General features: G+C 73.6%; 12 protein-coding genes and 1 pseudogene. 8 read left to right on the top strand and 5 right to left on the bottom strand.

Translation table 11 applies throughout. The features are described 5' to 3' along the window. Positions 1 to 140 precede the first annotated feature (140 nt). From sucC to purN, 4 genes are all read left to right on the top strand, one after another. Positions 141 to 1,313, top strand: coding sequence for an ADP-forming succinate--CoA ligase subunit beta (gene sucC / locus ACH5HR_RS13115; protein WP_402372311.1), 1,173 nt, complete (start codon positions 141 to 143; stop codon positions 1,311 to 1,313). Between the two features lie 40 nt (positions 1,314 to 1,353). Continuing rightward, positions 1,354 to 2,250: a succinate--CoA ligase subunit alpha gene (gene sucD / locus ACH5HR_RS13110; protein WP_402372309.1), complete on the top strand. Its 897-nt coding sequence runs from the start codon at positions 1,354 to 1,356 to the stop codon at positions 2,248 to 2,250. Positions 2,251 to 2,350: 100 nt separating this feature from the next. After that, complete coding sequence (locus ACH5HR_RS13105; protein ID WP_416478248.1) at positions 2,351 to 3,598, top strand: cell division protein PerM; 1,248 nt, start codon at positions 2,351 to 2,353, stop codon at positions 3,596 to 3,598. A 10-nt stretch (positions 3,599 to 3,608) separates the two neighbouring features. Continuing rightward, positions 3,609 to 4,253 carry a phosphoribosylglycinamide formyltransferase gene (gene purN / locus ACH5HR_RS13100; protein ID WP_402372306.1) on the top strand — a complete coding sequence of 215 codons (645 nt, stop codon included), beginning with the start codon at positions 3,609 to 3,611 and terminating at the stop codon, positions 4,251 to 4,253. Between the two features lie 8 nt (positions 4,254 to 4,261). On the opposite strand, the gene ACH5HR_RS13095 is transcribed toward purN, so the two are convergent. After that, positions 4,262 to 4,387 carry a hypothetical protein gene (locus ACH5HR_RS13095; protein ID WP_402372304.1) on the bottom strand — a complete coding sequence of 42 codons (126 nt, stop codon included), beginning with the start codon at positions 4,385 to 4,387 and terminating at the stop codon, positions 4,262 to 4,264. Between the two features lies 1 nt (position 4,388). Next, positions 4,389 to 4,964, bottom strand: coding sequence for an ArsR/SmtB family transcription factor (locus tag ACH5HR_RS13090; protein WP_402372302.1), 576 nt, complete (start codon positions 4,962 to 4,964; stop codon positions 4,389 to 4,391). Positions 4,965 to 5,037: 73 nt separating this feature from the next. Here ACH5HR_RS13090 and ACH5HR_RS13085 point away from each other — a divergent pair, with 73 nt between their 5' ends. Further along, complete coding sequence (locus tag ACH5HR_RS13085; RefSeq protein WP_416478246.1) at positions 5,038 to 6,312, top strand: MFS transporter; 1,275 nt, start codon at positions 5,038 to 5,040, stop codon at positions 6,310 to 6,312. A gap of 85 nt (positions 6,313 to 6,397) precedes the next feature. On the opposite strand, the gene ACH5HR_RS13080 is transcribed toward ACH5HR_RS13085, so the two are convergent. Then, positions 6,398 to 7,468, bottom strand: coding sequence for an SDR family NAD(P)-dependent oxidoreductase (locus ACH5HR_RS13080; RefSeq protein WP_402372299.1), 1,071 nt, complete (start codon positions 7,466 to 7,468; stop codon positions 6,398 to 6,400). Positions 7,469 to 7,533: 65 nt separating this feature from the next. Here ACH5HR_RS13080 and ACH5HR_RS13075 point away from each other — a divergent pair, with 65 nt between their 5' ends. Together ACH5HR_RS13075 and purH are read left to right on the top strand one after the other, a co-directional pair. Then, positions 7,534 to 8,121 carry a TetR family transcriptional regulator gene (locus ACH5HR_RS13075; protein WP_416478243.1) on the top strand — a complete coding sequence of 196 codons (588 nt, stop codon included), beginning with the start codon at positions 7,534 to 7,536 and terminating at the stop codon, positions 8,119 to 8,121. A 146-nt stretch (positions 8,122 to 8,267) separates the two neighbouring features. Then, positions 8,268 to 9,911, top strand: coding sequence for a bifunctional phosphoribosylaminoimidazolecarboxamide formyltransferase/IMP cyclohydrolase (gene purH, locus ACH5HR_RS13070; RefSeq protein ID WP_416478241.1), 1,644 nt, complete (start codon positions 8,268 to 8,270; stop codon positions 9,909 to 9,911). A 576-nt stretch (positions 9,912 to 10,487) separates the two neighbouring features. Here the strand turns inward: purH and ACH5HR_RS13065 are convergent. Then, positions 10,488 to 11,231 (bottom strand): annotated as a pseudogene (locus ACH5HR_RS13065) (FAD-dependent oxidoreductase); the annotation flags it as partial. A gap of 92 nt (positions 11,232 to 11,323) precedes the next feature. Here ACH5HR_RS13065 and ACH5HR_RS13060 point away from each other — a divergent pair. After that, complete coding sequence (locus tag ACH5HR_RS13060; protein ID WP_402372292.1) at positions 11,324 to 11,656, top strand: DUF3017 domain-containing protein; 333 nt, start codon at positions 11,324 to 11,326, stop codon at positions 11,654 to 11,656. Positions 11,657 to 11,675: 19 nt separating this feature from the next. Here ACH5HR_RS13060 and ACH5HR_RS13055 read toward each other — a convergent pair whose 3' ends face one another. Continuing rightward, on the bottom strand, positions 11,676 to 12,683 hold the full coding sequence (locus tag ACH5HR_RS13055; protein ID WP_416478240.1) for an IS481 family transposase: 1,008 nt from the start codon (positions 12,681 to 12,683) through the stop codon (positions 11,676 to 11,678). Positions 12,684 to 12,795: the final 112 nt, after the last annotated feature.

The following is a 12,795-nucleotide window of genomic DNA, read 5'->3' as shown; positions in this document are numbered from 1 at the left end:
GGTGTCGTCAGGAATTCTGCCGGGGCGTACCGCCGTCGAGCGTGAGAGGGCTACTCTGGACAAGATGTCTTGACGTCGAGACATCGCTCAGGCCGGCCTCTGCCGACCCAGGGGCTCAACCGATGGAAGGACGCAGCAGGGTGGACCTGTTCGAATACCAGGCTCGCGACATCTTCGAGAAGCACGGCGTGCCCGTGCTCGGGGGAGTCGTCGCGACGACCCCCGAAGAGGCTCGTGCAGGTGCGGAGAAGCTCGGCGGCGGGACCGTCGTCGTTAAGGCCCAGGTCAAGACCGGCGGCCGTGGCAAGGCCGGCGGTGTGAAGCTGGCGCACTCGCCCGACGAGGCCGCGCAGAAGGCCGAGGAGATCCTCGGCATGGACATCAAGGGCCACACCGTCCACCGCGTGATGGTGGCGGCGGGCGCGAAGATCGCCGAGGAGTTCTACTTCTCGGTGCTGCTGGACCGCTCGAACCGCAACTACCTGGCGATGTGCTCCGTCGAGGGCGGCATGGAGATCGAGCAGCTCGCCGTCGAGCGTCCCGAGGCCCTCGCGAAGGTCGCGGTCGACCCGATCGTCGGCATCGACGAGGCCAAGGCCGCCGAGATCGTGGACGCCGCGGGCTTCGCCGACGACCTCAAGGCTCCCGTCGCCGACGCGATCCGCAAGCTCTGGGCCGTGTTCACGGCCGAGGACGCCACCCTGGTCGAGGTGAACCCGCTGGTCCGCACCGAGGACGGCGAGATCATCGCGCTCGACGGGAAGGTCACCCTCGACGAGAACGCCTCCGAGGTGCGGCACCCGGACCACGCCGAGCTCGAGGACAAGGCGGCGGCCGACCCGCTGGAGGCCAAGGCCAAGGCGAACGGCCTCAACTACGTCAAGCTCGACGGCGAGGTCGGCATCATCGGCAACGGCGCGGGGCTCGTCATGAGCACGCTCGACGTCGTGGCCTACGCCGGCGAGGAGCACGGTGGGGTCAAGCCCGCCAACTTCCTCGACATCGGTGGCGGCGCGAACTCCGAGGTGATGGCCAACGGGCTCGACGTCATCCTGCACGACCCGCAGGTCAAGTCGGTGTTCGTCAACGTGTTCGGCGGCATCACCGCCTGCGACGAGGTCGCGAGGGGCATCGTCGGCGCGCTGGAGATCCTCGGCGACGAGGCGACCAAGCCGCTCGTCGTCCGGCTGGACGGCAACAACGTCGCGCTCGGCCGCCAGATCCTGGCCGACGCCGCGCACCCGCTGGTCACCCTGGCCGAGACCATGGACGGTGGCGCGGACGCTGCCGCCGCCAAGGCCGCAGCGGCCTGATCGCCCCCGAGACGACGTCGAAAGCAGAGACACAAGAGCCATGTCGATCTACCTCAACTCCGACTCGAAGATCATCGTCCAGGGCATCACCGGCGGGATGGGTGCCAAGCACACCGCCCTGATGCTCGACTCGGGCGCGCAGATCGTGGGCGGCGTCAACGCCCGCAAGGCCGGGACCACGGTCGAGCACAAGGACCACGACGGCAACGACGTCACCCTGCCCGTGTTCGGCACGGTCAAGGAGGCGATGGCCGAGACCGGCGCGAACGTCTCCGTGCTGTTCGTGCCGCCGGCCTTCACCAAGGACGCGGCCATCGAGGCCGTCGACGCCGAGATGCCGCTCATCGTGGTCATCACCGAGGGCGTCCCGGTGCAGGACACGGCCGAGATCTGGGCCTACCTGCAGGGCAAGAGCACGCGCATGATCGGCCCGAACTGCCCTGGCATCATCACGCCGGGTGAGTCCCTGGCCGGGATCACTCCGCACACGATCACCGGCAAGGGCCCGATCGGTCTCGTGTCGAAGTCGGGCACGCTGACCTACCAGATGATGTACGAGCTGAAGGACCTCGGGTTCTCCACGGCCATCGGCATCGGTGGCGACCCGATCGTCGGCACCACGCACATCGACGCGCTCGAGGCCTTCGAGAACGACCCGGAGACCAAGGCGATCGTCATGATCGGCGAGATCGGCGGCGACGCCGAGGAGCGTGCCGCGGCCTACATCGCGGAGCACGTCACCAAGCCGGTCGTCGGCTACGTCGCGGGCTTCACCGCCCCCGAGGGCAAGACGATGGGCCACGCCGGCGCCATCGTCTCCGGCTCTGCCGGCACCGCGCAGGCGAAGAAGGAGGCCCTCGAGGCCGTCGGCGTCAAGGTCGGCAAGACGCCGTCCGAGACTGCCGCGCTCATGCGGGAGATCCTGCAGGGCGCCTGAGCCATGAGCGACGCCCGCCCTTCCGGCCCCGGACGGGCGGGCGTCGTCGTCCCCGGCGTGGGACGACGACGCCGCACCGGACGCGAGGGACGATGAGGCCGTGAGCGCAGCACCCCGGTCCGGAACCGCCCCTGTCGTCGAGCAGCTCGCGCAGGGACGCCTGCGGGAACGGTTTGCGCTCGGGTCGAGCGGGGTGTGGGCCGCGGTGCAGTCGATCGGCCTGTCGTACGCCGTCGTGGCCCTGCTCGCCGTGGTCGCCGTCCTGGACGCACCTTCGGCGTCCGGGGCCGACGGCGGGCTCGGCGCGGGCGTCGCCGTCGCCACGGGCCTGTGGCTGCTCGGCCACGGGGTGCCGTTGTCGGCGGCCGGGGCGACGCTGACGGTGGTGCCGCTCGGCATCACGGCGCTGGTCCTGTTCACCCTGCACGTGGCGGCGAAGCGGTCGGCGGTGCCGACCCTCGCGGCGTGGGTCGCCGGCACGGTGACCTACGCCGCGGCGACCGCCACGCTCGCGATCGTCCTGGACGTGGTCGGGGCGACCGCGGCGACCAGCGGTGCGACGGACGTCGTCGTCCAGGTGGGTGCCGCCGTCGTCGGCGGGCTGGTCGTCGGGGGCGGCGGGATCGCGCTGGGCATGTTCTCGGCGCCCGACGGTCCGTTGCTGGCCGGGCTCGCGCCACGGATGGACCCCTACCTGCCCGACACCCTCCGTCTGGGGATGCGTGCCGCCGTCGTCGGCGTCGCGCTGCTCGTCGGGCTCGGCGGGCTGCTCGTCGGCGTGTGGGTGGTGCTGGGACGCGAGACCGCGTCGCTGGTCGCCGGCGGTCTCGGTGCGAGCGGTCTCGGTGTGGTGCTCCTGCTGCTCGGCCAGGCGGTGCTGGTGCCCAACCTGGTGGTGTGGGCGACGTCGTGGATCGCCGGGCCGGGGTTCGTCGTCGGTGAGGGCGGAACCTTCTCCGCGGCCACCACGGAGGCTGCCGCCCTGCCGGCTGTCCCGCTCCTGGGCGTCCTGCCGGGCGAGTCCTGGTCGACGCCGTACGCTGCCTGGGCGCCCGTGCTGGTCGTCGCGTGCGGGGCCGTCGGCGGCTGGTTCGCGTGGCAGCGCCTCGAGCCGAGCCAGGTCGCGTGGCGGGACCTCGTCTGGATCGTGACGGGGACGACGCTCGCGGCGGGTGCGCTCACGGTCGTCCTGCAGTGGGTGGCCGGCGGGTCCGCGGGCGCGGGCGCGCTCGCCGTCGTGGGCGCCGACGTGTGGTTGACCGGCGGGCTGGTCGCGGCGGAGGTCGGCGGCGGCGCCGCGATCGTCCTGCTCGCCCACCACCTGGTCGGGCGGGTGCGGCACCCGTAGGCTGAGGGCCGTGCAGACCCCCTCCGGACATCCTGTCGAACCCGCGCCCGGTGCTCGTCTCGTGGTCCTCGCCTCCGGGGGAGGGTCGAACCTGGCGGCGCTGCTCGCCGCCCACGACGATCCCTCCTACGGTGCGCGCGTCGTCGGTGTCGTCTCCGACAAGCCGGGGGCGGGGGCGCTCGAGCTGGCCCGCCAGGCCGGCGTGCCGTCCGTCGTGGTGGCTCCGGGGGACTTCGAGGACCGGGCGGCGTGGAACCTCGGGCTCACCGACGCCGTCGCGGTGTTCCAGCCGGCCTACGTGGTGCTCGCCGGGTTCATGCGCCTCCTCGCCCCGACGTTCCTCGAGCAGTTCCCCGGCAGGGTCGTGAACACCCACCCGGCGCTGCTGCCCTCGTTCCCCGGGGCGCACGGCGTCCGGGACGCCCTCGCCTACGGGGTCCGGGTGACCGGCTGCACCGTCCACGTGGTCGACGACGGGGTCGACACCGGCCCGATCATCGCGCAGACCGCGGTGCCCGTGCTGGACGGGGACGACGAGGAGAGCCTCCACGAGCGGATCAAGGTCGCCGAGCGGGCGCTGCTCGTCGAGACGGTGGGCCGCGTCGTGCGCGAGGGGCTGCGGGTCGAGGGGCGGCAGGGCGTCCTCGGCGCCTGACCCCGCCGTCACTCCGTCGTCGGGTCCGGGTAGGCCTGGGAGTCGCTCTGCGTGCCGAGGTCGACGACCACCCAGACCTCGTAGTCGTCCGGGAGCTCGGTGCCCGACGCCGGCAGGACGACATCGCAGGTCAACCTACCGGTCCGCGTCGCCGGCCTCCTCGTGGCGCGGCCCCAGTGCCATCAGCAGCTGGTAGATCTCGCGCGGTGTGGAGGGGTCGGACCGCGCCGATTCGAAGGTCTGCTCGACCCAGCGTTCCTGGAAGGCGACGAGCTCCTCGCCGAACTGCTCGGCCTCCGCAGCGGTGAGGGGGAGGTTGTTGACGAGCAGGAGGCGGTGCCGCCCGTCGTCGTCCGGCTGCCGACCCTCCGACGCCCGGGCGACGAGGTGCTGCAGCCAGGCGGTCGCGGGACGCATCGCCTCGTCCGCCGCACCGGGGGTGCTCGGGTCCACCCGGTACGACTTCGCGACGTTGCGCCACACGCGGTCCCGCTTGTCCCGCGCGTGCTCGGGTGCCTCGACCACCATGCCGGCCTTGGCCAGCGTGCGCAGGTGGAAGCTGATGGAGTTGGCGGGCTCGCCGATAGCGCGCGCGAGGTCCGCCGCGCGGGCGTGCTCCATCACCATGAGCTGCATGAGGATGCGTTGCCGCACCGGGTGCGCGATCGCCTTCAGGGCCTCCGGGCTCTGTACCAGGAACGTCTCCTCCACGGACCGGATGCTAGCAAGAGCACTTGCGCAAGGAGTATTGCGCACTAGAGCATGCGCAATTACTGTTGCGCGTATGACGACACGAACGGGCCCGACGCCCGCGGTGGACCAGCCGCCCAGCCTGCTGCGCAACCGCTCCTACCTGCTGGTCATGTCGGGGTTGACCACGGAGGCGCTCGGTGCGGGGATCGCCGCGTTCGCGATCCCCCTGCTCGCCCTCGCTCTCACCGGGTCGGTCTGGCAGGCCGGCGTGATCACCGCCGTCGGGCACGCCGGTGGGCTGCTCGCCGCGCTGCCGGCCGGCGTCGTGGCCGACCGGACCGACCGACGTCGACTCATCGTCGTGACCGCCGGGGTCGCCGCCCTGGCCTGGGCGAGCGCGGCCGTCGCCGGGCTGTCTGGCGAGCTGACCGCCGTGCACCTGACCGCCGTCCTGCTCACGTCCTCGGTCGCCGGGGCGTTCGTCGAGCCGTCGGTCGCCGGCGCCTTCCGTTCCGTGGTCCCGCAGCAGCAGCTCCCGACGGCGTACGCGGCCGCCCAGGGCCGCGACGCGGCGGCGGGCCTCGTCGCCGGGCCCCTCGGCGGGGTCCTGTACGGCATCGCCCACGCCGCGCCGCTCGTCGCCGGCGCCGTGGGCCACCTGGCCACGGCGGTGTGCACGTGGCTCGTGCGCGAGCCGCTCAACGCCGACACCACCGAGGCGCGCCAGGTCCACCCGGTCGCCGCGCTGCGCGAAGGGCTCCGTTACGTCTGGTCGGTGCCGCTGTTCCGCGTGTGTCTGGGGCTCTTCGTCGTCATCAACATCACCCTGACCGGGATGCTCCTGGCCATCACGCTCTCGCTCGCCGACGCGGGCACGCCCGCGGCGCGGATCGGGGTGCTGTCCGCCGTCATCGGGGTCTCGATGGTCCTCGGCGCCGTGCTCGCCCCGAAGCTGGTCGCCGGGGTGCGCGTCGGGCTGCTGGTTCCGGTCGCCCTCGCCCTCGTGACGCTCGCGGCCGTGGTGATGGCCGTGGGCCAGACGTTCGCCGTCTACCTCGTCGCCCTGGGGCTCGGGACGGTGCTGGTGCCCGCTGCGAACTCCGGGCTGGCGGGCTATGCCGCGGCGATCACCCCGCCCCAGCTGCAGGGCCGGTTCGCCTCCGTGATGGACCTGACCGTCGTGGTCGCGCTGCCGGTCGCGCCGCTGGTGGGCAGCGGTCTGCTCGCCACCTGGGGGATCGGGCCGGCGCTCGGCGTGCTCGCCGGGCTGCTGGGCGCGACCGTCGTCGCCGTGTGGTGCGCTCGCCCGGTGCGGCGCATCGGGCTGCCGCCCACCTGGCCCGACGACGTGATCGATCCCCCCTGAGGTTGTGGGCGCGATTTCTGGGTCTGGAACACGTGCAAACCACGTATTTCGGGCCAGAAATCGCGCCCACAACCGTCCGGGTGGGTCAGGCGGCGGACCAGCCGCCGTCGGACGCGACGACCTGGCCGTTGATGTTGGTCGAGTCGGCCGAGAGCAGGAACGTGATCGAGGCCGCGAGCTGCTCGGGCATCGCGATGTCGGCCATGATCCCCATCGCCGACTGCACCCGTCCCATGCCGAACTCGTCGACGTCCTGCGGCTGCATGCCGGTGGCCACCCCGCCCGGGGCGACGGCGTTCACCCGCACGCCCGTGCCGGTGTACATGAACGCGGCGTTCTTGGTCAGGCCGACGACGGCGTGCTTGGACGCCGTGTAGGCGGCCCCGGATGCGGAGCCGCGCAGCCCCGCTTCGGACGCGACGTTGACGATCCGGCCCTCGGCCGCCGCGAGCATCCCGGGGACGACGGCGCGCATGAGCTTCATCGTGCCCGTCACGTTGACCGCGAAGACCTTCTCCCACGTCGCGTCGTCCACGGTGTGCACGGCGGCGAACCGGTCCATGATCCCCGCGACGTTCGCCAGGGCGTGGACCGGGCCTCCGGCGGCCGCCATGATCTCGGCGATCGCGGCGTCGTCGGTGATGTCCGCGACGACGGGGACGACGTCGGCGCCCGCCCTGGCGTCGCGGAGCTCGGCGGCCAGCTCCTCCAGCCCGCCGCGCGTCATGTCGACGGCGACGACGCGGCCGCCCTCGCGAGCCACCCGCGAGGCGGTCGCACGGCCGATGCCGGAGGCCGCGCCGGTGACGACGACGGTCTGGCCGGCGAAGCGGCCGGGCGAGACGTGCTCGACCCACTCGGCGGGCTCGACGGTCTCCGTCCTGCCGGCCGTCGTCGTCGTGGGCATGGTCGCGGAGGTCTCGGGGGCGCTGCCCGCTGCCCGGAGCTCGGCCGCGCGGGCGACGAGGGCGTCCGCCGCCTCCGCCGAGAACTTTCCGCGGGAGAGCTTGACGAGCCGGGCGAGGCTGAGCCGTCGGGCGGGTGCCAGCGAGCGGGGGCTCGCGCCTGCCTCGGTGAGCATCTCGGTCAGGGCGTGCTCGCCGACCGGGTCCGCGAGCCACTCGGCGACGGTGTTCTTCAGGGTGAGGTCCGACATCTCGGTGGGCTTCCTTCCGGCCTGCCGGACATGCCTGTCCGGTTCTCTCCGCCTAAAGTAGCACCGTGAGCACACACGTGAGCGGGGCCTCGCGGAGGGCGAACGCCGGCCCTCGGGCGGCCGCCCGCAACCGCGCGGCGCTCCTCGCCGCCGCGCGCGAGATCTTCGCCGAGCGCGGAGCGCAGGCGCCCCTCAACGCCGTCGCCCGCCGCGCCGGCGTCGGCCAGGGCAGCCTCTACCGCCACTTCCCCGACCGCATCGCGCTCGTGCTCGCGCTCTTCGAGGAGCAGGTCAGCACCGTCGAGGAGATCGCCCACGACCCCGAGGTCACCCTCGCCGACCTCCTCGGCGTGGTCACCCGCCACGCCATCGACTCCGTGGTGAGCATCGACCTCGCGTCGGCGTCGCCGGAGTCGCGACCCGACCCACGGCTCCTCGACCTGCGGGAACGGACCGCCGAAGCCCTCGGCTCCCGGCTCGAGCGTGCGCTCGCCGACGGCGACGTGCGACCCGGGACCACCACGGACGACGTCCTCCTCGGCGTCGAGATGGTCGCCGCCGCCCTCACCCGTCGGCCCGCGGCCGAGCGCGAGCGCTACGCGCTGCGAGCCTGGCGGCTCCTGGGGATGAAGGTGACCGTCCCCGGCCGGTAGGATCTGCCCTGGTCGTGACTGGCGAGGGTGGACAACCACCGGGGAGCGGCCGATCCGACCGGCGACGCCGGTCCGGTCCACCGTGCGCGCCGCCCGCCTGGGTGCCAGGGTTTCCGCGAAGGCCACCACCCGAGGAGACCACCACGATGTCCGGCGCACCCGCAGTCCCCACGTCCCCCGACGTCCAGCTCGCCGACGACGACCGGCGGCCCGTCCGCCGCGCCCTGCTCAGCGTCTACGACAAGTCCGGGCTGACCGAGCTCGCCACCGCCCTGCACGCCGCGGGCGTCGAGCTCGTGTCCACCGGATCGACGGCAGCACGTATCGCCGACGGGGGCGTCCCGGTGACGCGCGTCGAGGAGCTGACGGGATTCCCCGAGTGCCTCGAGGGTCGCGTCAAGACGCTGCACCCGCGCGTGCACGCCGGGATCCTCGCGGACACCCGCAAGGCGGACCACCGGCGCCAGCTCGCCGAGCTGGAGATCGACGCGTTCGAGCTCGTCGTGGTCAACCTCTACCCGTTCGCCGAGACGGTCGCCTCGGGCGCCGAGCCCGACGCCGTCGTCGAGCAGATCGACATCGGCGGCCCGTCCATGGTCCGTGCCGCCGCGAAGAACCACCCGAGCGTCGCCGTCGTCGTCGACCCGGCGCGGTACGACGACGTCGTGGCGGCCGCGCAGGCCGGCGGGTTCACGTTCGCCCAGCGCAAGCGCCTGGCCGCGGCGGCGTTCGCCCACACCGCCTCGTACGACGTGGCGGTCTCCTCGTGGTTCGCCTCGGTGTACGCACCGGACGAGTCCGCCGCCGAGTCCGGGCTGCCGGACGTCACCGGTGCCACCTGGGAGCGCAGCGACGTGCTGCGCTACGGCGAGAACCCGCACCAGGCGGCCGCGCTCTACGGCCGCACCGACGGCGCGAGCGGCCTGGCCCGGGCCACCCAGCTGCACGGCAAGGCGATGAGCTACAACAACTACGTGGACGCCGATGCCGCCTGGCGTGCCGCCCACGACCACTCCGGGCCGGCGGTGGCGATCATCAAGCACGCCAACCCGTGCGGCATCGCCGTCGGGGCGGACGTCGCCCAGGCGCACGCCCGCGCCCACGCGACCGACCCGGTCTCCGCCTACGGCGGCGTGATCGCGGCCAACCGTGTGGTCACGAAGGCCGCGGCGGAGCAGATCGCCCCGGTCTTCACCGAGGTCGTCGTGGCCCCCGGCTTCGAGCCCGAGGCGCTCGAGGTGCTGCAGGCCAAGAAGAACATCCGGCTGCTTGAGGTCGACGGCGCACCGTCTGCGCCGGTCGAGGTGCGCCCGGTCTCGGGCGGCCTGCTGGTCCAGGAGGTCGACCGGTTCCAGGCCGACGGCGACGACCCGGCGTCCTGGACCCTCGCGGCCGGCGAAGCCGCCGACGACGCCACGCTCGCGGACCTCGAGTTCGCCTGGCGTGCCGTCCGGGCGGCCAAGTCGAACGCGATCCTGCTCGCCCACGACGGCGCCGCCGTCGGCATCGGCATGGGACAGGTCAACCGCGTGGACTCCTGCCGCCTGTCCGTCGAGCGGGCGAACACGCTCGCCGACGGCGAGTCAGGACCGGTCGAGCGGGCCCGTGGCGCCGTGGCGGCCTCCGACGCGTTCTTCCCCTTCGCCGACGGGCTGCAGGTGCTGCTCGACGCCGGGGTGCGCGCCGTCGTCCAGCCCGGCGGGTCGATCCGTGACGAGGAGGTCGTCGCGGCCGCGCAAGCAGCCGGCGTGACGATGTACCTCACCGGGACGCGCCACTTCGCGCACTGAGCTCGCTGGAGCTGATGGTCGGGCTGTCCCTGCACTCGCCGGCCCGCTCCGGGTCAGCCCTCGGGCAGGTCGCGCCAGCGGACGTCCGGGTCCGCCGCGCGGGCGCGGTCGACCGCGCCCCCCCGGGGGCCGCCCCGCCCCCCCCCCAGGCCCGGCGGGGCCCCCCGGGGGGTCGGGGGCCCCCACCCCCGCCCGGGGCCGGCCGAGCAGCCGCCGCAGGCCCCCGACGTCGCGCGGGGAGTCGGCGACCACGGCCGCCCGCAGCCCGCGCCGTGGCCCCGCGCCCGGCGCGAGGTACAGCGCGGCCCAGCCGGCCGCCAGGGGACGCACGACGACGTCCTCGTCGCCGTGCCGGACCCCGAAGAACGCGAGGTCGTGCCCGAGCTGCTGGGAGAAGACGTAGGGCGCGGCGGGCCGCGGGGCGTCGGACCGTCCCAGCATGTCCAGCACGGTGGCCTCGGGATCCGTCAGCGCGCTGCTCCAGTGCCCGCCAGGGACGGTCCCGAACACCGGGTGCGGGCGGGCGGCGCAGTCGCCGACGGCCCACACCCGCTGCCGGATCTCCTCCGGGGCGTCCGCGGCCCAACGGCCCGCGGCGTCCACCGGCACGCGACCGTCCGCCGTGAGGTCGAACGGCAGCCACGCCGTCGCGGGTCGGGCGCCGACGGCGGCCAGGACGGTGTCGGCGTCGATGCGGCCCTCGGCCGTGGTCACCCCGGCGTCGTCCACGTCCAGCACCGGCATCGCGAGGCGCAGGTCGACACCGGCCTCGGCGTACCACGGCACGGTCCGTGCGCCGACGTCGCCGAGCTGGCGCTCCAGCGGGGCGGCGGCCGCCTCGACGACGGTCACGTCGACTCCCTGGGCCGCGGCCACCCCCGCGACCTCGGCCCCCACCCAGCCGGCGCCGACGACGACGAGCCGGCTGCCGGGCCGCAGACGCTCGCGCAGCCGCTCCGCGTCCGCGGCCGAGTGCAGGGTCACGGCGTCCGGCCAGGGCGAGACGGCCCGCGAGCCGACGGCGAGGACCACCGCGTCGGCGGTCTCGTCCCCGCCGTCCGTGGCGACCCGCACGCCGTCGACCCCGACGTCGAGCCCGGTCGCGCGAGCGGCGAGGCGGGCGTCGGCGAGCTGTGTCACGTCGGTGTCGATCTCGCCGGCGAGCCAGGCCGGCTCGGGACGCGAGAAGAGCTCCTTGGACAGCGGCGGGCGGTCGTACGGCGGGACACCCTCGTCACCGAGCAGGGTGACCGGTCCGTCGAACCCGTGCGCGCGCAGGGCCGCGACGGTTCGTGCACCGGCGAGGCCGGCGCCGACCACGACGACGGAACGAGGGGCGGGGGAGGCGGTGGACGGCACGGGCCCACGCTAACGCGGGCCGGCGCGGGCGCCGTGGCAGGTAGGCTCGAAGCGTGGTCCCTGATGCCGACGCCCGCGCGCAGCCGCACTGGCACGCCGTCGAAGCCGCCCCGCACGATCGGTCGCGACCGGTGCGCAGCCCGCTGCCGGCGATCCTCGTCGTCCTGGCCGGCATCGTCCTCGCCGTGGTCCTGGGGATGACGGTCGGCGCACGGCTCGGCGCGCTCACGATCGCCGCGACCCTCGCCGTGGCCGGGGCCTGGCGGGCGGTGTCGCCCTCGGGACCCGTCGGCCTGGCCATCCGCAGCCGCAGCTTCGACGTCTTCCTGTGCTGGTGCACGGCGGGCGTGACGGGCGTGCTGGCGCTGACCGCTCCCGGGGTCTGACCGGCTCGTGGGCTGAGAACTAGGTGTTGCCGGCCACGACGTTGGTGACGCTGGTCGGTAGTTTCGCGGCGGGGGGCTGGTTCCCGACGGCGGTGTGGGGCCGATGGTAGTTGTAGTGCAGGTTCCAGATCTGCAGGGCGTTGGCGCGTTCGGCCTCGCTGGTCCAGGTGCGGGCGTAGAGGAGCTCCTCGGTCAGGATGCGCTGGTAGCGCTCGACCTTGCCGTTGTGGCGGGGTGTGTAGGGGCGGGTGCGCTGGTGGCGCGAGGCGAAGGAGCCCACGGTGCGTCCGAAGTCACGGGCACGATAGTTGGCGCCGTTGTCGGTCACGACCCGCACGATCCGGTTGATGCCGTGCGCGGCGAAGAACGCTCTTGCGCGGCAGAAGAAGCCGATGGTGGTGGCGGCCTTCTCGTCGGCCAGGTGTTCGGTGTAGGCCAGGCGGGAGGACCCGTCGACCGCGGAGTGCAGGTAGACGTATCCGGCCCTCGTGCCGCGGGTCTTGGCGCGCTGGGCGGCCTTGTCCTGGTCCGAGCCGCGGCCGTGGGCGCGCCATCCGCCGCCATCGGGGATGCGGCCGACCTTCTTGACGTCCAGGTGGAGCATGTGGCCCGGGTAGCGGGCCGTGATCCGTCCAGGGCGACGGTTGGACGACCCGTCGGGGTCCAGGTGCCGGCGCTTGTTGATGCCGAGGCGCTCGAACCAGCGGCCCACTGTGCGGGTCGAGACGTGGTGGCCCTCGGCTGCGAGCTCGAGCGCGATACGGGCCGCGGACCACTTGTGTTCGCGACGCAGCTCCTCGATGCGCTCGACGACCTTCGCCGGGGTCTGCGTCGGCGAGGTGTGCGGGATGCTGGCCCGATCGTGCAGACCTGCCTCACCGAACCGGTCGTACCGGTTCTTCCACTTCGACAGGCAGGCGCGTGAGACACCGGCCTCCGCAGCGACGTGAGCGATCGGGCGCGCCTGGCAGCGCTGGACCAGACGCAGGCGGCCAGCAGGGGTCAACGGGGCGTTAGCGTGAGTCATGAAGGGGTAGGTCTTTCTCGGCGAGGACGGTTGGTCGCACTTCCATCCTGCCGCCAGGGCCTACCCCTTCCTCACTCCCGGCCCCGCGTCACCAACGTCATGACCCGCAACA

The sequence above is a fragment of the Isoptericola maris genome (genome assembly GCF_048065335.1).
GTDB lineage: Bacteria > Actinomycetota > Actinomycetes > Actinomycetales > Cellulomonadaceae > Isoptericola > Isoptericola rhizosphaerae.
This window is presented reverse-complemented; position numbering and strand designations above follow the sequence as displayed.